18 protein-coding genes are annotated in these 21,636 nt (G+C 52.1%); 6 read left to right on the top strand and 12 right to left on the bottom strand.

The window, feature by feature from the left end; translation table 11 throughout:
- Positions 1-6 precede the first annotated feature (6 nt).
- From BHW66_RS04755 to BHW66_RS04735, 5 genes are all read left to right on the top strand, one after another.
- Positions 7-153, top strand: coding sequence for a hypothetical protein (locus tag BHW66_RS04755; protein WP_286688938.1), 147 nt, complete (start codon positions 7-9; stop codon positions 151-153).
- A 203-nt stretch (positions 154-356) separates the two neighbouring features.
- Positions 357-2,459: a M3 family metallopeptidase gene (locus tag BHW66_RS04750; RefSeq protein WP_102758851.1), complete on the top strand. Its 2,103-nt coding sequence runs from the start codon at positions 357-359 to the stop codon at positions 2,457-2,459.
- 31 nt (positions 2,460-2,490) lie between these two features.
- The gene (locus tag BHW66_RS04745; protein ID WP_286688937.1) at positions 2,491-3,813 is read left to right on the top strand and encodes a Gfo/Idh/MocA family oxidoreductase; all 1,323 of its coding nucleotides are present in this window, start codon (positions 2,491-2,493) and stop codon (positions 3,811-3,813) included.
- Between the two features lie 258 nt (positions 3,814-4,071).
- Positions 4,072-4,893, top strand: a complete 822-nt coding sequence (locus tag BHW66_RS04740; protein ID WP_180974734.1) for a PEP-CTERM sorting domain-containing protein — start codon at positions 4,072-4,074, stop codon at positions 4,891-4,893.
- Positions 4,894-5,043: 150 nt separating this feature from the next.
- Positions 5,044-8,745, top strand: a complete 3,702-nt coding sequence (locus BHW66_RS04735; RefSeq protein ID WP_180975890.1) for a LamG-like jellyroll fold domain-containing protein — start codon at positions 5,044-5,046, stop codon at positions 8,743-8,745.
- A gap of 297 nt (positions 8,746-9,042) precedes the next feature.
- Here BHW66_RS04735 and BHW66_RS04730 read toward each other — a convergent pair whose 3' ends face one another.
- The 9 genes from BHW66_RS04730 to BHW66_RS04690 all read right to left on the bottom strand — a co-directional run bounded on the left by BHW66_RS04730 (position 9,043) and on the right by BHW66_RS04690 (position 19,050).
- Positions 9,043-11,805 (bottom strand): SEL1-like repeat protein, encoded by a 2,763-nt coding sequence (locus tag BHW66_RS04730; protein ID WP_102759002.1) that lies wholly within the window; start codon positions 11,803-11,805, stop codon positions 9,043-9,045.
- A 285-nt stretch (positions 11,806-12,090) separates the two neighbouring features.
- Complete coding sequence (locus tag BHW66_RS04725) at positions 12,091-13,221, bottom strand: AMP-binding protein (protein ID WP_253822303.1); 1,131 nt, start codon at positions 13,219-13,221, stop codon at positions 12,091-12,093.
- A gap of 12 nt (positions 13,222-13,233) precedes the next feature.
- Complete coding sequence (locus tag BHW66_RS04720) at positions 13,234-13,545, bottom strand: hypothetical protein (protein WP_022196822.1); 312 nt, start codon at positions 13,543-13,545, stop codon at positions 13,234-13,236.
- Complete coding sequence (locus tag BHW66_RS04715) at positions 13,542-14,342, bottom strand: hypothetical protein (RefSeq protein WP_012421180.1); 801 nt, start codon at positions 14,340-14,342, stop codon at positions 13,542-13,544. Before BHW66_RS04715 ends, BHW66_RS04720 begins: the two co-directional genes overlap by 4 nt.
- A 35-nt stretch (positions 14,343-14,377) precedes the next feature.
- Positions 14,378-14,962 carry an NADH-quinone oxidoreductase subunit C gene (locus BHW66_RS04710; protein WP_012421179.1) on the bottom strand — a complete coding sequence of 195 codons (585 nt, stop codon included), beginning with the start codon at positions 14,960-14,962 and terminating at the stop codon, positions 14,378-14,380.
- A gap of 45 nt (positions 14,963-15,007) precedes the next feature.
- Positions 15,008-15,589, bottom strand: coding sequence for an NADH-quinone oxidoreductase subunit NuoB (gene nuoB, locus BHW66_RS04705; RefSeq protein ID WP_012421178.1), 582 nt, complete (start codon positions 15,587-15,589; stop codon positions 15,008-15,010).
- A 1,114-nt stretch (positions 15,590-16,703) separates the two neighbouring features.
- Positions 16,704-17,390, bottom strand: coding sequence for a hypothetical protein (locus BHW66_RS04700; protein ID WP_102734203.1), 687 nt, complete (start codon positions 17,388-17,390; stop codon positions 16,704-16,706).
- Positions 17,391-18,217: 827 nt separating this feature from the next.
- Complete coding sequence (locus tag BHW66_RS04695) at positions 18,218-18,454, bottom strand: hypothetical protein (protein ID WP_128153568.1); 237 nt, start codon at positions 18,452-18,454, stop codon at positions 18,218-18,220.
- Positions 18,455-18,570: 116 nt separating this feature from the next.
- Positions 18,571-19,050 carry a hypothetical protein gene (locus BHW66_RS04690; RefSeq protein ID WP_128153567.1) on the bottom strand — a complete coding sequence of 160 codons (480 nt, stop codon included), beginning with the start codon at positions 19,048-19,050 and terminating at the stop codon, positions 18,571-18,573.
- A 266-nt stretch (positions 19,051-19,316) separates the two neighbouring features.
- Here BHW66_RS04690 and BHW66_RS04685 point away from each other — a divergent pair, with 266 nt between their 5' ends.
- Entirely contained in the window at positions 19,317-19,481 is a 165-nt protein-coding gene (locus BHW66_RS04685) for a hypothetical protein (protein WP_153816447.1), read from the top strand.
- Between the two features lie 85 nt (positions 19,482-19,566).
- On the opposite strand, the gene BHW66_RS04680 is transcribed toward BHW66_RS04685, so the two are convergent.
- The 3 genes from BHW66_RS04680 to BHW66_RS04670 form a co-directional block, all read right to left on the bottom strand.
- Positions 19,567-20,373 (bottom strand): RHS repeat-associated core domain-containing protein, encoded by an 807-nt coding sequence (locus BHW66_RS04680; RefSeq protein ID WP_286688936.1) that lies wholly within the window; start codon positions 20,371-20,373, stop codon positions 19,567-19,569.
- A 90-nt stretch (positions 20,374-20,463) separates the two neighbouring features.
- A complete protein-coding gene (gene lepB / locus BHW66_RS04675; protein ID WP_046437351.1) occupies positions 20,464-21,000 on the bottom strand; it encodes a signal peptidase I in 537 nt (178 codons plus the stop codon).
- 2 nt (positions 21,001-21,002) lie between these two features.
- The coding region (locus tag BHW66_RS04670; protein WP_286688935.1) for an RHS repeat-associated core domain-containing protein at positions 21,003-21,636 on the bottom strand (634 nt) is incomplete at its 5' end.

Genomic DNA, 21,636 nt, shown 5'->3' with positions numbered 1-21,636 from the left:
TAAGCGGTGGAAGCGGTGGAAGCGGTGGAAGCGGTGGAAGCGGTGGAAGCGGTTCTGGCGCCCGGTTTTGGACTGGAAACGGCATTTCCCCGCATCGCGCTGGAACATGACGTCCAATCCCGGGGCAGGAAGCTTGTTCATCTTGAAAAATAAGCCTGCGGTGATAAAAAAGGGGCGTGAAGCCGTGCCCGGAAGGGCGGATTCCGTCCCCGCCGCATTCATCAAGATGCCCAGCAGGCCGCGGCCGTTCCGCCGGATGTCTCTGAAACATGGTAAGTTTTATTTTTTCATGGCTGTTGCGGCAAATGCCGGAACGCGGCCGTTTTCATTTTCAATAACATCATACATCAAGCAATATGAACCATCCCTATCTAGACCCCGCTTTTCTGGTTTCCTGGTCCCGGCTTACGCCGGAGGCCATCAAGCCGGACATCACGGAAGCCATCTCCCGAGCCAAAGAGAATATCCGGGCCATCTGCGACCAGCCGCTGGATTCCCTGACTTATGAAAGCACCTTCGGCGCTCTGGAAAAGGCTTCCGAGGACCTGCACCTGGGCTGGGGCCGCATCATGCACCTGGACTCCGTCAATGACGAACCCGCCCAGCGGGAGGCCATCGGGGAAATGCTGCCGGAAGTGGTGACCTTCTCCTCCTCCGTGCCTCTGAACCCGCGCCTGTGGACGGTGCTGAAAGCCGCGGCCTCCTGTGACTGGGTGGAAGACCTTTCCCCCGTCAGGCAGCGTTTCATCCAGGAAACGCTGGCAGACTTCCGTGAGAGCGGGGCGGACCTGCCGGACGACGTGAAGCCGGAATACGCGGAAATAGAAGCCCAGCTCTCCCTGAAGACCAAGAAATTCGCGGAAAACGTGCTGGACTCCACCAACGCCTGGGAACTCATTGTGGAAGATGAGGCGGAACTCTCCGGGCTGCCGGATTCCGTGAAGGAGGCCGCCCGCCTGGACGCCCTGGCCAACGGCTACGGCACGGAAGAAGAGCCCCGCTGGCGCTTCACCCAGAAATTCACCTCCCTCCAGCCTGTCATGCAGTTTGCGGACTCGGACAGTCTGCGCCGCCGCATGTGGGAGGGCTCCTGTTCCATCGGAAAAGGGGGGGAATACGATAATGAAGCCCTCATCGCTGAAATCCTGGAACTGAGGGACAGGAAAGCCCATTTGCTGGGGTACGGCTGCTTTGCGGATTACGCCACCTCCCGCCGCATGGCCGGGAGCGGGGCCAACGCCCTGAAATTCATCAATGACCTGCATGACAAGGTAAAGCCCTCTTTCCTGAAGGACATGGAAGCCGTCCGCAGATACAAGGAGGAAAAAACCGGAAAACCCGTGGAAAAACTTTCCCCGTGGGAAACCGGCTACTGGTCTGAAAAACGCCGCCGCGAACTGTACGCTTTTGACGAGGAAGACCTGCGCCCGTATTACTCCGTGGAAAAAGTCATGGAAGGACTCTTTTCCATCTACTCCGGCCTGTACGGCATTACGGTGACGCCGCGCCCTACGGTGGCGTTCAAACCCGGTGAATCCGGGGAAGCGCCGGAAGGCGCGGTGGAGGTATGGCATCCGGACGTCCTGTTCTATGAATTGCATGATGCGGAAAGCGGGGAGCACCTGGGTTCCTTTTACGCGGACTGGCATCCGCGGGACTCCAAGCGCGCCGGGGCATGGATGAACTGCCTGAGCGTAGGGGAACCGCCGCACGGCGGCAAACCCCGCGCGCCCCATCTGGGTCTCATGGTCGGAAACATGACCAAGCCCGTGGGGGACAAGCCCGCGCTGCTGTCCCACCGGGAGGTGGAGACCATTTTCCATGAATTCGGCCATCTGCTGCACCAGCTCCTTTCCGACGTGGAAGTGAAGTCCCTGGCGGGAACCAACGTGGCCTGGGATTTTGTGGAACTTCCCTCCCAGATTAATGAAAACTGGTGTTGGGAGAGGGAATCCGTGGACCTCTTCGCCGCCCACTATGAAACGGGTGAAAAAATACCGGACGAACTGTTCTCCAAAATGCGCTCCGCCCGCAATTATATGAGCGGCACGGATTTCATGCGCCAGCTCTGCTTCGGCAAGCTGGATTTGGAGCTTCACGTCAACTGGCCGCAGTACAAGGGCGTTCCGCTGGAAGAAACGGATGAACGCATCCTGGCGGACTACCGGGTGCCGATGACGGACCGCGGCCCTTCCGTGGCGCGCCGCCTGACGCACATCTTCGCGGATCCCACGGGCTATGCCTCCGGCTACTACTCCTACAAATGGGCGGAGGTGCTGGAAGCGGACGCTTTCAGCCGCTTCCTGAAGGAAGGAGTGCTGAACCCGCAAACCGGGCGCGATTTCCGCCGCTGCATCCTCAGCAAGGGCAACAGCAAGCCCGCCGCGGAACTCTACCGCGACTTCATGGGCCGTGATCCGGACGCGGAAGCGCTGCTGGTCAAATCCGGCGTTCTTTAACCTCTTTACCCACATTATCTGAACAATCCTTATGTCTGAACAAAAGAGACTCTCTCTCGCCGGCGTCGGTTGCGGTTCCCGTACGCGCACTTACATGAAGCTGGCCATGGAACAAAAAAACCGCTACCGCATTGCCGCCGCGGCGGATCCCGTCAAACAGCGCACGGAAGCCGTTCGCGACTTTGCCCCGGAGGAGGAACGGGATTCCGTCCGCCTGTTCAAGGATGCCGCCTCCCTGCTGGCGGAGCCGCGCCTGGCGGACGTGGCCATCATCGGCACACAGGACGACTACCATTACGCTCCATGCAGGAAGGCCATGGAGCTGGGCTATCATGTCCTGCTGGAAAAACCCATTGCCAAGACGCTGAAAGAAGCGCTGGAACTTAGGGATATGGCCCGTGCGCTGAAGCGCCGCGTGGCCGTGTGCCACGTGCTGCGCTACACCCAGTTTTACCGGACCCTGAAAAAAATCATCGACAGTGGGGAAATCGGGGACGTCATCACCTTCAACGCCAATGAAGGCGTGGGGGCGTGGCACTTCGCCCACTCCTTCGTGCGCGGACACTGGGGCAACAGCAAGACCTCCACTCCCATGATCGTAGCCAAATGCTGCCATGACATGGACATCCTTTACTGGCTCATGGGCCGGCGTAAATGCCTCTCCGTCGCCAGTTTCGGGGAGCTTACCTTCTTTACGAAAAAGACGCTCTCCTCACCCCGGCCGGAACGCTGCACGGAGTGGACCACCCCGGTGGGGGAAGACCCCTGGGACGCCCGCAAATACACCACGGACGACGAATGCAAACGCTGGCTGGGCATGGTGTATGACCGGGCGCAGGAAGCTACCGCGGAGGAAATCTGCGAATGGCTGAAAACCTCCCCGTGGGGCAGGGACTACCTCCAGTGCGACAATGACCAGCCGGACCATCAGGTTTCCATCATGCGCTTTGAGGGAGGCTTGACGGGCACGTTCACGATGACGGCTTTCGAACAGGGGCGCCACATTGAAGTGTATGGCACCAAAGGCAAAATCCGCGCCGGAGTCTTCTACAAGGAAAACGGCCCCGGTGAAATAACCGTGACGCCCCACTTTGGCGGAAAAACCCGTGTGGTGGAGCTGGAGGAACTGGCCGGAGGCTACCAGGGGCACGGCGGCGGCGACTGGGGATTGATTGAGGCTCTGTATGATGACATGCTGACGGTGCCCTCTCCGGAGGATATGACCACTTCCATTGAGGAATCCGCCCATTCCCATGTGATGGCCTTTGCCACGGAACACGCCCGGCTGAGCGGGCAGGTGGTGGATGTTGCTGACTTCGAACGCAAGGTCGCGGAAGGCATCCTGAATTATTGATGCGGTTTTCCTCCTTGAGGGAAAGGAAAAGGCGCAGGCGTCCAAAATGCCTGCGCCTTTTTGTATATAAAATACTATCCTTTTTTTAGGCGGATTTAGAATCCGCATTGCGAATGCAAAGGATGAAAAATTTTCGGTACAAAAAATAATCCGGTCATTGGCATTTCAGTTCATCATGTATGTAATGCGTTAATAATTAATCTAAAAATTATTTTTATGGAGAGAAGAGCCGTTTTTCTTCCATTCTGTGTTTCCATAATGGGCGAAGGGGACAATTCGTTTTCTTTCCCGTTCGGAACTGGAGGAAAAAACATGGTAACAGATTCATTTATCTGCATTTTTGATTCTTTTATGTTGACACCGGATTCTAAATCCGGTACGGATTTTTTTGTCATGAGAAAAACACTTTGTCTTTTAGCCGCCTTGGCATTGTCTTCTCTATCAAATGCTGCCTCATTTTCTTTGGAGCTTTCTCCAACCGGGGGCGGGGCTCAGAACACCGTATCCCTTGACGGAATAACACCCCAGGATATCTTTGGTTATGAAACCGATGTCTGGCATGGAACTATAACGAAAAGCGCTTTGTCGGGCCAGGTGTCGTTAAACGATGGTTCCCTTGGTCTTCAACTCGGCGGAGTAGCCGATGTCGGCAAGGGAAATTTTGCCGGTCTCAAATTTGACATGCCTTCAGGAGTGGAGTCTGCCAAGATGTCTTTTACGATTACTTACACCTCTGCTTGGGGAGCCGCCAATTTCAACTGCGATTATACCTGCAATGTGTATGGATTCACGGCCGAGGGAACATCCACGGTCATAGGAACATGGTCTTTGCAAAATGCCAAAGCTTCTCTTACCCAGAATGAGCCTGTTGATGTCTCTTTCGACCTGCAGTTGGACCCTGATACGGATTATTCTTCTTTTGGCTTGATATTCAATAATACCCGTGTGGCCAATGCCGGCGGCATGGGGTGTGAGATCAGCAACATTCTTATTTCCGGGGAAGCAGTACCGGAACCGGCTACGGCCTCTCTGGGACTTCTTGGCCTGGGCGCCCTTCTTCTGCGCCGCCGCAGAAACTGATGACGGTCATACAGGTGATTGACCGGACAGGCTGTGTCCAAGCCGGTTTTGTGCGAAGAGGGGATGGTTCATCCCCTCTTTTTTATCCGTTTTCCACGCAGTTTTTTCTGGTTTGATGGACAGGGACGGATAAAATGGCGGACGGTATTTATGGTTAAGGTGTTTTTCAAGAGGGCAGCCCATTTGCTGACAGCGTTTTTTGCGGGAGGCGTCTGTGTCCTGCAGGCGACGGAGACGTCCGGCTTCGGCATAGACCTGGGTAATGGTTCCGGAACGGCGCAGGAGGGATGGACCAATGTAACCATGCCAGCAACGGCATCGGGAGGCGCCAATACATTTGTTGCCGTTCCGTTAATCAGGAATGGTACGGCTTCTTCTTCGTCGTCCGTGGCAGTGGGAAGCCTGTTCGGAAGGCTGGTTTCCCTGACCGTCTCCGCCAGATGCAGTTCTGGAGGTTCTTATACGCTGGCGGAACCCAATACCCGGTATACCTGGTATGAAGGGGGGAAGCACAGGCACAACGGTACGAACGCTGACGCGCCTTCTTCTTTTGAATTCCCCAATGGCTGCGAAGCTTTCAATACCAGCATGCGTCTGAGCGCCAACGGGATGCCGTCCGCCTCCGCCGCGGCCAGGCTTTCCTTCTCCGGATTCCAGGCGGGCAAGGAATATACGGTATCTTTCTTTTGCGGGCACAATGCGCCTGCTTATGAATCCATGACGCTGGTCAGCGGAACTCTGGTGGATGTGCGGGGGCTTCAAAGTTCCATGGGGAGCCTTTCCGGGAATCAATTTTCCGGTCTTTCCAATTCATCGGAACAGGACGCTTATCTGGCTGTGGAGTGGAGGGCCTGTGCGGATGAACAGGGCAGGCTGGTGTTTGATGTGACCAAGGAGGCGGACAGCAGCGCTTCCGGCCGCATGGAACTGAATGCCGTTACCGTCAGTACGGACGATTCCCCGGCTCCGGAAGTTCCGGATCCCCGGCCTGTCAGCGTCTTGCACAATAAGGCGCTCATTTTTCTTCCTTCTTCTCTTGCGCTCCCCGTTCCTTCTTCCACATGGGCGGCTGAAGGCCAGTTAACCTGTGAATTCTGGGTCAGGCCCAATGATGATGCCGTCACGGGAAAAATCATTTCTTTGGGAAATGCGTCTGTTTCCCTGGAACACGGTTGTCTGGCTCTGTCTGTTCCGGATGGGGATTCCGTCGCTTCCGTGAAAGCTGCCGGGAAGGAATTGGCTGCGGGGGAATGGCACCATGTAGCCGTCTCCGTCGGGGAGGAGGTTATCAGTCTGTATGTGGACGGAGGCCTGGCCGTTTCCTCGCCGCGGTCGCCTTACCTGCAGGCCATGAAATCAGGCTGGAAAGGGATTGTGCTGGAGGCGGGGTTCAAGGGTGCTCTGGATGAACTGCGTTTCTGGAATGCGGCTCTGGGCGGGGAGGAAGACGACTTTTTCTTGAACGGACCGTTGCCCCTGTCCCATCCCAGGTATGGGAGGCTGGTGGGCTGCTGGCGTCTGGATGGGGATTTCCGTGATGCCAAGTGGACGGAATTTGCGGAAAAGACAGGGAGCGCCTTTGTGCGCCCTTACCAGGCGGTTGCCCCTGAAGGGACTGAATTTTCCATTGTCACGGATAATGAAACGTTCCGTTACATGCTGGTGACGGCGTATGTGAGGAATGTGCATGTTATTTATGACTGGCCGGCGCGCGCCCATCTCATCAATAATTCCGATTTGATCTACATCAATTCCGTTACGCCGGCCGCGGACGGTTCTCTCAATTTTCAATATCCGGACAATGACGTGACGGAAAGCTCCGGTGTGGTTCTGCTGCCGTCTGACGGGGAATGTTCCAATGTCCTGGACTTCTCCGGGGAAGGGGCTTACATGAACGTGGGCGGAGGTTTGCTGGGCGGCGGCAGTTCCGGAGCGTTTACCGTGGAAGTCCGCATGGCTTTGGACGGAGACGGACAGGAGGCGGTGCTGTTTGAAAATGATAACGTTTCCATGAGGCTGGAATGGAAGGAAGACCATTACAGGGTCCGTACCCAGGCAGGCCCGGATAAAGCCTGGGAGGCGGATTTGCCGCCTGTGGAAGCCGGCAGGTATTTCTGGCTGGCCTTCGTCAGGAATTCTTCTGCGGATACGGCGTCCTTTTATGTGGACGGGGAGGCCGTAAGCACGGCCGCCGCGGATGCGGGGGAAATGGAGGGAACTGCCAATGCCGTCATAGGAAGGAATTTGGATGGCAGAATTGAGGAAATGCGCGTGTGGCATGAGGCCCGTGCGGCGGCCCGCCTGGGGGCGGCTGTCCAGCACAGCTGGGGAGACAGGTTGTTGGTGGGCCGCTGGGGGACAAGTGACCAATTTGGCCATGATACAGCTTCCTGGGTGGAACATGTCCGTATCCTCCGCAGGCTGACTGAAGGCGTTTCCGGAATGCGGATACGGCTGGGTGTCTCCGGCGGGAACTGGTCCGCCATGCTGTCTGATGCAAATGCCCGTGAGGCTTTTGCCGAAAATGTGGCGGAAGTGGTACGCAAGCATCAATTGGACGGACTGGATCTGGACTTCGAATGGATTGACCAGAACGATACGGCCGCCTGGAATAATTACGGAGAATTGGCCAGGGCAATCCGGGCGGCTTCCCCGGATATGTTTTTTACCATTTCCCTGCATACCTACTATTACAAATTCCCGGCGGCCTGCATGCGTTATGTGGATTATTTCACGTTCCAGAATTATGGCCCCCAGATTGATGTAAACGGATATAGCAGCATGGTTTCCGCATGCAGAACATACCGTTCATGGGGCTATCCGGACTCCAAGATCATGCTCAGCGCTCCGTTCCAGGGGACTCCGGGCGCGGGGCAGGGCGCCGATATTCGGGCTTACCGGGACATTGTCTCAGCCTGCGCCGGAGTTCGGGAGGATCCTTCTCTGGATTCCGCCAGCTTCAATTATGGCGGAGGCAAGGTTAAGACGCTGCACTTCAATGGTGTGGATACGGTCAGGAAAAAGGCCCGCTACATCAGTGAACAGAAAGTGGCTGGGTTCATGTACTGGGATTTGGGAATGGATGTGGCGGATTCCTCTGGGAAGAACAACTACTTTGACGAATGCTGCCTGCTTCGGGCCGCCAACCGTTATGTTTCCTCCACCGCTTATCCGGATACTCCGGCCCCCTTTGCCCTTTCTTCTGCGGGGGAAACCGTCCCGGCCGGGGGCGGTGCCGTGGCGGTGGAAGTGCAGTCGGAAGAGAAGGCTCTGGGCTGGGTGGTCGCAGATTGTCCGGACTGGATTTCCGCCTCCGCCGTTTCGGGAATCGGCCGGACTACAGTCATTTTGACGGCGGCGGAAAACAAATCCGCTGACGGACGGTTCGGGACGGTAATCTTCCGTTCTTCCGACAAACAGGAATGCTCTGTCATCATAACGCAGGATGGCGCCGAATTGACGGGCTACGACAAGTGGGTGCAGGACTCCTTCCCTCCGGATGCTGCCGCGGACCGGACGGCTGCGGATGCCGTTCCTGCCGGGGACGGTATCCCCAACCTGATGAAATACGCCACAGGACAGGATCCGTTGAAACCCTGCGGGAGCGTTACGAAAGTAACGCTGGAAGAGGGGGAGGACGGATGCATGCATCTGGTGCTGCGCTGGCCTGTAAATCCGCAGGCAACGGATGTGAAGCATGAAGTGGAAGCCTCCACGGACCTGGTCGACTGGATTTCCCTGGGAGAAGTGGAAACCGCCGGAAAGACGGCTGCCGAATTTTGGGATGCGGAACCCGTACGGGAAAGCGGGATGGAACGCCGGTTTCTGCGGTTGAAAGTGACTCGGGAATAACTTAGGTACGTCCTTTCTGAAAAAAATTCCGTTCCTGCTTCCGTTTTTTGAGAAATCTATACGATCCGGCGGGGCATGACCGGCTGGGGAGCGCCGCGTGCCCATACCGCAACCGGACGGGCGGCTGTTTGTACAAGATACTCGAATTACAAAAGCATTGCTTCCTTTGAAACAGGCAGGGGCGCTTTAAAAAATCGCGTCCGCTTCGCACGCATTATTTTCTGCCGTCTGCAGAAACCTGCGCTAAAATTTGTGTTCCACCGCCATTCCGTGGCATTTCCGGAACGGGAAAGGAGCCTATTTCTTCTTCGTGTTGAGTTTTTCCCTTACCCGTTCCACATTGGCAAGAGCGTCTTCATTCCCCAGCTCCGCCGCCCGTTCATACCACTTTTGGGCTTCGGCCAGGTTCTTGGCTACGCCAGTTCCGCGTTCATACATGGAACCCAGGTTGTTCATGCACTTGGCGTCGTCCTGTTCCGCCCCCTTGATGTAAAACTGATAGGCCAGGGCCATATCCTGTGGGGTGCCGAGGCCTTCTTCATGCAAGTAGCCGAGCAGGAAATGCATGCCGGGTACCGCATGCGTCTGGTTCTCTTCCAGATCGGTCAGAATATCCAGCGCCATTTTCGGGTCCGGCTCCAGATCCTCTCCCTTGATGAGCAGGCGCGCCTTCTCCACCAGAGCTTCCGGATCCCTGGTTTCCGCGGCTTTCAGTACATAATCCTTGTACAGTTCCCTGTTCGGCTGCACGCCGATGCCCTGCTCGTAATAGCGGGCCAGCCTCTTGAAACCGCGTACGTCCTCCTTTTTCACCAGGGCGGTGGCTGCCGTCATGGCAGAGGCCAGAAGCTGCTGCCGTTCCGCAGGCTCCTGCACATTCCCTGCCACGGTTTCATAATAATTGGCCAGCTCGTCCAGTGCCGTCAGGCTGCCGAGTTCCACAGCCTGTTCCCAGAACTTCACGGCTTCCGGATTGATGGTTTTCGGGGCCGGGGCCTGGCGTTCCCTGCCGGACGGGGTCATCCAGGGAGGAACGGTTCCGGCATCCGCCGGAATATCTTCCCCCTTACCCTTCTGTTCCGGTTTCCGGAGCCACGGCGGAGTGTTGGCGTCCTCTCCGTTCAGGGTTAGCTTGACCTGCTGGCAGGCGGAAGTGAATCCGTTGTCCAGGGCCGCTGCTTCCCCCGTATTCTGGGGATAGGCCGCCTGGTTGGCCAGGAAAAGCAGGGAGGGGATATGTCCCCGTGCCGCCAGACCGTGCATCATGGCGCTGTAAGGCTGCAGGTTCTCATTGTTGGAACTCCACATGTCCGCCGCGTCCACATGTCCTTTCAAGGCTCCCCGGAACATCCAGGAATCCCCCTCGGCCATGCGTTTTTCCAGGCCGAATTCATAAATGAGGGCGCGGCCGAGCACGTACATGCCGCAGGGATCTCCCTGTCCGGCGGAAAGCCGAGCCCAGGCCAGGGCTTCCGGGTAGCCGGATTCTTCGCTCCTGTAACTGAATAACATCAGGTATGCCAGATCCGCCTGGCTGCGGGCGTTCCCCCCCTGAGCTTTTTTACGGAGGGTGGCGGTCAGCTGTTCCCATTGTTCCGGCGTGACGTATTCGGAAATGCCTTTCAGCGTGATGAAATCTCCTGCGGCGGCTTTTGCCAGGCAATCGTTCAGCAGCGTTCTGGCAGGTTCTGCGGACGGTTTGTCCATTAAGTCCGGGTTTTCCATTTGGGCCAGGCGCAGCCTGGCCAGGGGGTGGCCTTCCTCCGCCGCCTGCCTGTACCATACGCGCATATTTTCCCGCGCTTCATGGGCCTTCCCTACGGAATCCAGTGTATTGGCCAGTTCCTCCTTCCACAGCTCGCCCAACTGTACGCTGGAATCTGTGTCCCCAAGCTGAGAGGCCAGCTCAAGCTCCTTATGTGTCTTGGCGTAGGGGGGAAGCTGGTTGAGTTTTTTCTGGGGGAAGGAAAGAGGTTCCTTCAGGTATGGCATGCCCCGTTCGTCATGAAGGGACAGCAGATCAAGGGCCGCCTTGCGCAGCTCCTGTTCCTGCGGGGGCTGCGCTTCGGAAATTAACTGGGCGTACCAGGCACAGGCGTTATTGCTGCCCAGTTTCCTGGCCTGCTCGAACAAAGGCTGGAGGAGGGAGCTTTTCCCTCCCCCTGTTTTTTCCTTCATGCCGGCGGAGAGGTCCGCCAGCAGAGTTTCCAGATCCCCTCTGGAGCGCAGTTCCGCCAAAAGCTTTCCGGCCTGTGCCGGTGCGGCCCCCTTCGTCAATTCCGCCAGAAGCCGCATGGCCCCCGCGTGCCCCTTTTCCGCAGCCCGGGAAAGGGATTGAATGGCCGTATCCCTCCATCCCCTGCCGTCCTTGCCGTCCAAGGCAAGGGCCAGTTCCCCTATCCGCGCCAGAAGAACCGGTTTGGCGTTTTTCCGGTATTGCTTCAGGGTCTCGATAACGTTGGCGGGATTTTCCTTCAGCCAATCCACTTTGATGAAAGCGAGCTGGGCCAGCGCATCCTGGTCGCCGGAAGCGGCCTTCTTTTCCAGGGGGGCCAGGTAGCGTCTCAACTCGGCTTCCGGAAGATCCGTGACGGTGTACAGGGCCGTAACGGCATCCATGTCTCCCTTTTCCGCAAGCTTGCGGCAGGCAGCCAGCCATTCCGCATGTTCCGGTTGCATGGGTTGCGCCTTGAAAATCCCGAAAATCCCGTAAGGATCCGTCATCATGAGCTTGGGTGCCGGATGGCCGGATGCCGTGGCCGCATCACGGAAAAAATGCTGCATATGTTCCAGGCAGGCCAGCGGCAGGTCTCCACGGTTCAGGTAATAAAGCCCCATCCAGTATTCCCCGGCCAGCATATTGGCCCGGAAGTCTCCAGCCGCGGCTTTGTCCAGCACTTCCCCGTACGTCCAGCCGCCGTCCATAGGCAGTTGGGAGAGATCCCGGACCGGAGCGTATTTCACCTGCCCGGGAGGATTTGCCGCTGCGTCGGACGAAATGTCCTGGCCATAAGCCGGAACGGAAAAAATAAAGGGAATAAGCAAAAGACGGGCTCGCATGGGTCAACTCTTTTCTAGCAAGAAAAACCTCTGCCCTACAAGCGTTTTTCACGTGTCTGAATGTTTAATTATTGGTCATGTCACGTTCTTTTTTTAAAGAAAAAAAATGGAGTGGGACCGGGTGGTTCCGAAGACGCGTGCGGAAGCCCGCAAGGCAGAGGAAAATGGCTTCCTGGGAGACGGGATGAATGAAGTGGGCAAGGGATTGGGGATTTCAACCCCGCCGTATTTCTTCATTCCATCAGGTCCGGATTCTTTTGATGAATATCCCCGGAAGATTACCTTTTAGTAAATTCCCTTCAACTTTTCCGGATGATCGCTCAACTGGGAGCGCAGCCGGTTTCTGTCCAGCTTTCCCATGACCGTGAGGGGGATGGGCGTTTCCATGACGGCGCGGATGCGCTGGGGGCCTGGGGCCGACGCATTCCACTCGCGGCAGGCTTGCTCCAGAGGGGAAGCGGAAGGACCGCAGGCGACCAGTTCCATTCCGGCGCGCGGATGTGGAACTGCCTCCACGACAGCCTCCGGGACGCTGCGGCGCAAAACGTCCTGGACGGCATCCGGATCCACCAGTTCCCCCAAGACTTTGACAAGTCTGTCCGCCCGGCGCAGAAAGGTCAGCAGACGCCCTTCCAGGCGCACCAGGTCGCGGGTGCCCCACCACTCCTGCGGAGCGACTCTTTCCAGAAGGAATCCTCCATGCGTCTGCGTCAGCAGGCGGCCGGACAATTTGCCTTCCCCCTGGAAGCGCAGGAGGCCGCCTTTGTCCGTCTGAACTTCCCAATGGGGCAGAAGGGAAAGGCGGTCCGTATGAAAGGAATCTCCGGGAAAGGCTGTGGCTAATTGGGAGCCGGCTTCCGTCATGCCGTAGCTCTGCACTATGGGCCAGCCAAGGGTGCGTGCTTTCCGTCCCGTCTCCGCGTCCAGCGCGCCGCCGCCTACGATAATGCACCCGGCGGTGGAAGGCGCGCGGAGGCCGAGGCGGACCAGATCCACTACCTGCGTGGGAACCAGGGAGGACCATCTGGCTCCTGAGCTTCTCATCAGGTCGGCATAGGCCTGCGGGCACCACTTACCGCGGAGCGTATGGACGGCGGTTCCGGCCAGGGCCGCGCGCAGATAAATCATGGCGCCCCCCACATGCCAGAGAGGAAGCGGGCAGCACCAGTCCCCGCTTTCCGCATGCAGATGTTCCAATGCCCCGCGCGCGCATATGTCCAGGGCGCGGCGGGTGAATAAAATGGCTTTGGGAGGCGAACCGGAAGAGCCGGAGGTAGCGAAAGCCGTGATTCCATCCATGCCCCGGCGGGAAAGAAAGGCGGCGGCCTCTTCCGCCCAGCCCCTCAAATGGGGCGGGGCCATCACGCAAGGGCCGTTGCCACGGTCCCAGGGCAGGGGTGTTCCGGCGGCGGGCATGGCGGCGGCAGTTTACCGGAGGACCTTTCTGCGCAGGGTGTGCCAGCGTTCCTCCATGCGGGGCCTCAAATGGTGTTCAATCCATGCATAAGCTGCTTCCAGGCCGCCCGCTTTGAACGTGCGGCCTATCTCCGCTTCTACGCCTGTGGCGTTGCCGGTGCGGCGCAGAAAATCATTGCTGGTGAATTCTACGAAAAGCTTGCCGTTGATCGCTCCTTCCTCCGCCAGAATCCATTCCCTGACGTACAACGCCAGAATGGCGTCCCCTACCCATGCCTCCGCGCGGAGGCGTTCTTCTGTAGCCTTGTCCATATGATGGTTCATGAAAATCTGGCAATGGCGGTTTTCCTTCCCAGAGGATCCCTGATGGGAGGCGGAGGCACGCCGGGGGCCTTGTCTCCAGAGGGGGAAGCCGGTTGGCGGTTTTCCCGCGGGAGCTCCGGCAGGTTGTCTGCGGGGGAGGCGGGAGCTCCCGGCATTGGCGGATTTTCCTTGTTGCCCTGTGGCGCAGGCGTGGCTCCCGGAACCAGGGGCACGTCCAGCACTCTGTCCTGGGCCGCGCGGCGGTTGGCGGCGTCCTTGGCTTCCAGAGACTTGCGGAGTACCGTTTCCGATTCCGAATTCCAGTACCCGGAATCCAGTTCAATATAAATATTGGAGTAAGGCAGGGATGTCTTGGTTTTAATGACCAGAACGTTGAATTGCCTGGCCGCGTCTTCGATCAGGGAATTGATCGTACGGCTCATCAGTTCAAAATGCTGGCGCCCAGGAAGCATTTTATTGATATTGTTGCGGTAGCGCTTAATGCCGGGAGCATAGTCCTCCGTAACGCTGCGCAGCTCCGAGCTGATCATGATGCGGGGCACCACGTGGGCTTCCTCTTCCAGCATATTCAGCACATCCAGGAGTACTTCGTCCGACGTCTTGTCGGAAACCATGGTTCTGATGCCGGTTCCCGTGTAGGCGGGAAAGGAGGATTCCGCGATGACAATCCAGTTCCTGGCCCCCACGATTGCCAGGTTTTTATATAACTGCTCCTTCCATTCCCGCTCTGCCGGGTTGGCGTCCTGGCAGCCGCTGAGCAGGCTGATGATGCATATGGGCAGGATGAGTCGGGTCATGGGTGGGACCCCGCCTTGCGGGGCTGGAAAATGGGCTAGAATTTATGGGACCGGGGTTCGCGGCAGGCACTGGGGCAGCGGCCTTGTTCCGTAGCGAACGGCGCTCCCTGGGTGGGAGCCGCCTCCGTAAAGGCGACGCCCGGCAGTTCAGTAGGTACGCCTTGAACAGGGAAATCCTTTCGCAGAGGGAAATAAGGATAACCTTCCCACATCAAAATGCGGCGCAAATCAGGATGACCTGAGAACTTGATGCCCATCAGGTCCCATGCTTCACGTTCGTGCCAGTTGGCGGACTGGAAAATTTCTGTGACGCTGGGCACTTCTTCGCCATCGTCCACCTTCGTCTTGAGGCTCAGGTTCGCTCCCGTTTCCGACTGTGTCAGCGTGTAGTTGACTTCAAAGCGGGGGCTTTCCCCCATATTGTCCACGGAAGAAAGGTTAACCAGCATATCAAACCCGGCGGAATCCCGCAGCCAGCGGACAACATCCGCCACGGCTTGGCGCGCGACGGTCAGCGTAATATCTCCGCGGAATTCGTAGCGGTCCGTGATGATGTCTTTCCCAAAGCGGTTTTGGGCGTTGTCTGCGGCGGTTTTAATCTGTGATTCTAGAGAAAGCATGGAGAAAAAATGGTAAAAGTGAACGGAAGAAACGTTTGAAAAAACTTATTCAAGGGGCATTTCCGTGTTGACCGGGACGGGAGCGTTGGCTTCGCGAGGTTCTTCCTTCTTGAAGAAAGTGCGTGCGGGCTGCTGGGTATCCAGCTTCTTGCGCAGGGTGAGCAGGGCTTCCAGAATAGCCTCCGGACGGGGCGGGCAACCGGAAATGTAAACGTCCACGGGAAGAATCTTGTCCACGCCTTGGAGTACGGAATAGGAGCGGAACATGCCGCCGGTGGAAGCGCACGCGCCCATGGCGATGCACCACTTGGGTTCCGGCATCTGGTCCCAGATGCGGCGGACGGCCAGGGCCATTTTATAAGTGACGGTGCCGGCTACAATCATCACGTCCGCCTGGCGGGGGGAAAAACGTGTCACTTCCGAGCCGAAGCGGGAAAGGTCATACCGGGAACAGGCCACGGCCATGAACTCAATGGCGCAGCAGGAAAGACCCATCGGCATGGGCCAAAGGGAATTTTTACGAATCCAGTTGATGGCGGCGTCCAGGGTGGTATAGACAAAATTGCCTTCCGCATTGGAGTCCAGTACTCCCGTTTCGTAAATATTCGGTTCGTTCGTGGTGACCATGATAACAGATGATTCTTGCTGAAGCCAGATTAGCGAGATGCCTTCAACTCTCAAGCCTTAATTTGGTTCAGCCATGATTTTCTGCGGCCTGTTCCGGCCCTGTTTTCCGGCATTCCGGGAGGGGGGATGAATAAACCCGCACAGGGTTTCCCCCGTGCGGGTTTTTTATCCAACTATATTACCTATGAAACTCAGAACTCCCCATAATGGGCGGCGGTCTCTCTACCTCCCGCCGCCCGGTTTGTTGCTGATGCAGGTTAGAGTCCCGGACAGGAGCATCCGTTCAAAAAGAAGAAATTTGTATGACAAAAATCCGGGTATATATTTTAAAATGATTGATAATAAATAAATTATATAGCTATTCCCTTTCAGGGAGATACGGGGTAGGGGCTTCATTTCTTTGTGGCGCCTGTGAGGAAAATGGCGGAGCGGAACGGACGGAGAGGCCGTTTACGTTTTTCCCGTTCCTGAAGGCGCGGATGGAGAGGTGCGCGATCAGCCAGAGGCCCAAAGTAATACAGGCTACAAGAGCTGGCGGGCTTTCCGTAATATCCCATAAAAATAGAATAACCAGTTCTGCAGTCAGTAAAAAAAGCCCCATGAAACGCCAGTACGGTGATTCTCCCTTATGCTTGGCGCGAGGAGAAAAATCAGCAAGAAGGGACGGGATATCCAGCAGGAAAACGAGAAAATCAAGCATGGTATTTGTTATGATAAACCGGGAAAACAAATATAGGGTTCTCTTTATTCATTTTATTTGTTCGGCATCCGGCAGTCAAGAGGCGGCTATCTGTAAATAGTCCTGGTACAGTTTCGTCCATGGCTGGCGACTGTCCCGTTGACGGTGATTTTCTTCATGTACCTTCGTTCCTGGCGGTCGTAGCCGCATTCCAAGATGGTCGCTCCGTCTCGGCTGGTGAAGCTCGCCGTGCGGTTGGCTGCGTAGGAGAGTTCTTAGGCCAATTCCTGTGCCGTCTTGCGGTTACCGATGTTGTCGCAGCTGTAACCGTAGGAGGGGACGGCATCCAGGCCATCATAGCTCAGGCTGCTGGAGACAAGCATGATTTCTCTCGGAGAAGCAATTTTATCATATACAAATTCTTCTTGATACGAATCAATCTATGTTACTGTTTAATTTTTTTCTTAATTCATTATAAATATTTTCATGTATTTTATATTTGTTTTGAATTTCTTTTATCAAATGTTTGATTGTCGTCCGTTCCAGATGATTAATTTGTAAAGAACCAATCTTTTTTTCTATCATATCTATTTTTTTGAGCAATTCGCAATCTGATATCGACATGATTTTCATAAACAATTCCAAATCATTAATTTTGTATATATCCAATAAATATGAAATTAAATAGAGTATATCTGATTTATTATCATTTAAATTATTTACGTAATTAATAATTTTTTCCTTGGCGGAAACAGCAGAACTTGGATCCTCTATGCCGTTGCATAAGGTATTTTTTGATTTTATTTGATTAACATGATTTTTCATAGAGGAAAGATTGAACCATTTGTGATGGTTCAATCTTTCTATCTCCGCCAATAGCATAATATGATATAAAGCTCCCTTTTGAGATTTAAAAAAATCTTTCAAAGGATTTTCATTTAAAACAGTATATAAAATAATAGGAAATTCGGAAGAGTGTGAAAAAGTGGATTTTTCATCCGTGCAGCTCTGCAATGTGACAATCATTTTTTCGCAAAAAATTGCATATTCATTAAATTTTTGATTATCTCCATAAACTATTGTTGATGTGAAAATAATAGGAATTATTATATATTTTGACATAATATGATTTTTTAGATTTCGAAAGTTTCGTCGTATACCGGATGGCGATATATTGTTGCAATAAATCTTAATTCATAACAATTTCGTGAAGATGTATAAAATTGAATAGGCATTTATAAATTTTTTCTCTGTCTCCTGCGTTTGTCTTGCGGTTGCCGATGTTATCGTAGCTGTACTGTAGGGGTGGTGTTCAGGGTAACTCCGGTGAGTTTGTTTCTGCCTTGTAACTGAAACTGTCGCTGTGGACGGATTCCGTTCCCCGCCACTGCGTGCGTATGGTCGCGTGTCCCAGGGCATCATAGCTCTTAATACAGAATAAGAAAGACTTGCTATTGCATCAATTAGAAAATAAAAATCCGTAGAATATATTATATTTTTTGACTAAAACTATTTTTCCCATATCTTAAAAAATCCATTGCATATTGCAATCATGTCATTCATGACAATTTTTAAAAGCAGAAGATTTATAATAATCATTATTTTTTATTTCCTCACACTATTTTTTACATTTTCCCAATTATTTATGATGAGTTCATACTCATGCGGGAAAGAAGGATAATTTATATTTTCGGTTATTATACTTTCTGCTATCAAATATTCCATTTAACCATATCCAGTCTTGAGAAATTGAATACTGAATGTGTATATTTTTCCGTATTAATCAGTTGAATAGTTTTCAAAAAAATTAAATCTAGTCACACAATGATCATCTCCAAAAGAAAATTCTTGACGTGTGTTCTTTTGCTCCTTTTCTGCAAATGACAAATTGCTTCCTGATAGAAAAGAAAGATCTGTTAAAATGATTATTCATGTTTTCATAATTTTATTTAAATTGTTTTCCTTCTTATAAATTTTGTATCTGGAGATGAAAGTTCTTTAAACGATACAAAGATCATTCCTTTAGCGCTGCTGCTAGATAATAATGCGCCAAAACAATCTAAACCATAAGATTGCATTAAATATGTGTTATCTATTAATTTCATTACTTTATTTTTGTCATGTCCGTTATCTGTAGTAATGAGATCTCCAACTTTGATTTCTTCTCCTGAAAAATAATTTGCCATAATTTTTGTTACTTGATGGTTTCAATTCCTCCTTGGTAGGTCACCTGTATATTCAGGATAATAGGGATTGTTCGAAATTGTAGTTGTAGTACGTTTATCGAAACACCGGCAACCAGCTACTCTAGGAGACTGATTAACTGTAAAAATATGATAATGAGGATTCCAGCCGTTGTGTGCATGAGTTCTGCGACATTGCTGCTTTTGATATCCCACAGGTGGACGGGTTGTACGAGGCTGCCCGTGGAAGCCGCCTGTCCATAGGGGGAGTAATCGTAAGCTGCCGCGATCGTTCCCTGTGCGTCGAAGACCTCCGACACATTCTTGTTGAAGTCCACGCCGTAGCAGTAAAGGGAAGCGTCCTGCACGAGGGCCAGGGGGCGGGTGGCCACCGGTTCCAGAGGATCCCACAACAGTGTCCGGAGCACGTTACGGTTGTCCAGCATGTTCAAGGCGGCTATCTGCAAATAGCCCCGGTACAGGTAGCGTTCGTGGCTGGCGACCGTGCCGTTTTGGGGCACTTTTTTCATGTGCCTTCTGCCCATGTAGTCGTAGCTGCATTCTATTGCTGTGTTTCCATCTTTGCTGGTGAAGTTCACTGGGCGGTTACAGTAATTTCGTTTCTGCCGTAATTAATAACTACATCCTTCAGCAACAAGAACTCTTCTTTTTATTTTTAAATAATGAAGAGAATATTTTGTTTATTCGCACAACAAACTTAATTTAAATAATTATATTAATATATTTTCACTATTCATCCATTATATAATTAAATAAATAAAATTCAATATGTCCTATCATTAACCCTACCATTCCTGACAATATCAAAAAATAATAATGTTCATCGCATAAGATATAGCTTAACATGGCTCCTATTATAAGTCCGATAATCATCCCTGAAAAACAAGATAAGAATTTACTTATTTTATCACAAAAAACACGCCAAATTATCCAGCTGGTTATAGTCAATATAAATGTTACCGGAAATGAAAATATAATCATCGAAAATCCAGACATGAGAGCATGGTGAAAATTAGATACACATATGGAATATCCAATTCCAATAAGCCAAGGAGCCAACCCGCAAATTAACATGATATGGATTATGTTGTATATTAATCGCATTGAGAATCATTAAGTAACATATTCCAACCAATATCAGCGCCTCCTTCCGGAAATCCTAAAAAAGGGATAAAGGCTCGACTAGCATAACAAGTCACATGGGCTTTCAACCTACAGTTGTTTCTTTCTGAACAACACGAGATTTCTTGACACTGTTCTTCAGCATTTACCAGGCAAAGAGCTGTCGAAATGACTGCTATTGAAAACTGGTATTTCTTTAAAAAATCAATACATATGGATCTTGCCTTGTCTGGATAAGGATCAAGGACTTTTGATGAATTTTGACATGTGCATTTTGGTGCAGGTATGGAATATCTGCAAAATTCTGATGCTAAATCATCTGGGGTGAGCGGTGCAGAAGGAGGTATTCCGGGTGGAGTGTATTCACCATTGGGCCATACAATACCGCTATTACTTGTTGAAGTAGGAAATTCTGGATGGGGAATAGGCAAGTCAAATCCCAAGCCATTCCTATCCCTCTTATCTATTGCATTATTTCTAACGAACGCATAAAGATTCCATCCTCCCTGTTCAGCAATGGGATCGCGATTGATCCACCTGCCGTCTTTGGGGTTGTAAAAGCGGTAATTGTAATAGGCGGACCACTGGACGGGCTGGACGAGTCTTCCGGTGCGGGTGGCTGTTCCATAGGGGGAGTAATCGTAAGCCGCCGCGATCGTTCCCTGTGCGTCGAAGACTTCCGTCACATTCTTGATGAAGTCATGGCTGTAAAAGTAGATAGCATTATCTTGAACCAAAACCAATGACCTTGTTGCCACTGGTTTCAGAGGATTCCACAAATTTGTTTATTAATTAAAATAATAATGACGATATAATGAATAAAATGATAATTCCTAAAATGAAAAATAGAATAGATGATTTATAATTATTTAAGGATTTATATGCTCAATTACTTTACTCTTTATATTAGTCCATGGAATAGGGCCTACTACCCTGCTGTCCATGGCATTTCTGTCTAAACAGAGGATGTAGAATGTTTTTTTCGGAATAATCATATTCATATATTTCTGCTTCATTTTATATCCTTCCAACACATTTGGTTCTGATTTCGTATAAACATATTGGAAAGGTCTAATATGAGCTATTTGATCATTAATCCATATATCACCATGTTTTAACTCTAGATGTTCATTGGGAAAACCAACTACTATTCCTAATGTACTTGTATTGCTAGGAATGGATGTGTAAGAAGGAAAATTCCAATGAACTATATCTCCCCGTTTTAATTCATCTATATTGTGAATGCGTTTCATGATAACGATTGATCCCGTTGGAACTAATGGTTCCATAACTGGCGACTTCATTACGTATACTCGTAAAAATATGGTCAATAACCAATATATTAAAGCAGCACATAAGACTGCGATTCCTGCGACAATATAGAATTTCTTTCTTTTGATTTTCATTGCTATGCTCTCCAATCTTCTGGGAAATTAGTACCACACAGACTACCTGTTCCTGACAATTTTACACACTCATAGGTTTTACTTTGAACTCTCCCTGTATATCGGGGTGCTTCATCGGAATTCCTTCCTCCGACTTCCTTCCACTTGCAAGATAAATCATAACCATCAAATGTTGCAATTTTTTCCCATCCATTACATAAAGTAGTTGTATTGCCAATACGATTAGGGTTGTTACCTAAATTAATTTTAAAAGGTTTATTCGTTCCTTTACACTTCAAACAAATTGCTATTATTCCAGAATTCTCTGCATCTTCTTCCCAATATCCTGGAATATAGGGTCCATTAAGATCAGTTATAAGAGATTTTTTTATTTTTCCTATCAATCTTTTAGTTATAAATCGCCCCAATGATAATAATCCCAAATAATCTGTTGTATATATTATATTTTTATTAAAACTATATAAATTCCATCCTGCCTGTTCAGCGATGGGATCGCGGTTGATCCACCTTCCGTCTGCGGGATTGTAATAGCGGTAATTGTAATAGACCAGGGCGAGTTCTTCGTCGTGCATCTCGCCGGACCACTGGACGGGCTGGACGAGGCTGCCCGTACCGGTCACGGCCCCATAGGGGGAG

Source organism: Akkermansia sp. 54_46 (genome assembly GCF_001917295.1).
Lineage (GTDB): Bacteria > Verrucomicrobiota > Verrucomicrobiia > Verrucomicrobiales > Akkermansiaceae > Akkermansia > Akkermansia muciniphila.
This window is presented reverse-complemented; position numbering and strand designations above follow the sequence as displayed.

What these genes read in the sequence shown, in the direction of transcription:
- BHW66_RS04715 (WP_012421180.1), bottom strand. Translation starts at nt 14,342, where the DNA reads ATGACCCGACTCATCCTGCCCATATGCATCATCAGCCTGCTCAGCGGC.
- nuoB (WP_012421178.1), bottom strand. Translation starts at nt 15,589, where the DNA reads ATGGTCACCACGAACGAACCGAATATTTACGAAACGGGAGTACTGGAC.
- BHW66_RS04695 (WP_128153568.1), bottom strand. Translation starts at nt 18,454, where the DNA reads ATGGCAAATTATTTTTCAGGAGAAGAAATCAAAGTTGGAGATCTCATT.
- BHW66_RS04745 (WP_286688937.1), top strand. Translation starts at nt 2,491, where the DNA reads ATGTCTGAACAAAAGAGACTCTCTCTCGCCGGCGTCGGTTGCGGTTCC.
- BHW66_RS04685 (WP_153816447.1), top strand. Translation starts at nt 19,317, where the DNA reads ATGGCTCCTATTATAAGTCCGATAATCATCCCTGAAAAACAAGATAAG.
- BHW66_RS04740 (WP_180974734.1), top strand. Translation starts at nt 4,072, where the DNA reads ATGGGCGAAGGGGACAATTCGTTTTCTTTCCCGTTCGGAACTGGAGGA.
- BHW66_RS04735 (WP_180975890.1), top strand. Translation starts at nt 5,044, where the DNA reads ATGGTTAAGGTGTTTTTCAAGAGGGCAGCCCATTTGCTGACAGCGTTT.
- BHW66_RS04710 (WP_012421179.1), bottom strand. Translation starts at nt 14,962, where the DNA reads ATGCTTTCTCTAGAATCACAGATTAAAACCGCCGCAGACAACGCCCAA.
- BHW66_RS04700 (WP_102734203.1), bottom strand. Translation starts at nt 17,390, where the DNA reads ATGTCAAAATATATAATAATTCCTATTATTTTCACATCAACAATAGTT.
- BHW66_RS04750 (WP_102758851.1), top strand. Translation starts at nt 357, where the DNA reads ATGAACCATCCCTATCTAGACCCCGCTTTTCTGGTTTCCTGGTCCCGG.
- BHW66_RS04720 (WP_022196822.1), bottom strand. Translation starts at nt 13,545, where the DNA reads ATGAACCATCATATGGACAAGGCTACAGAAGAACGCCTCCGCGCGGAG.
- BHW66_RS04725 (WP_253822303.1), bottom strand. Translation starts at nt 13,221, where the DNA reads ATGCCCGCCGCCGGAACACCCCTGCCCTGGGACCGTGGCAACGGCCCT.
- BHW66_RS04730 (WP_102759002.1), bottom strand. Translation starts at nt 11,805, where the DNA reads ATGCGAGCCCGTCTTTTGCTTATTCCCTTTATTTTTTCCGTTCCGGCT.
- lepB (WP_046437351.1), bottom strand. Translation starts at nt 21,000, where the DNA reads ATGAAAATCAAAAGAAAGAAATTCTATATTGTCGCAGGAATCGCAGTC.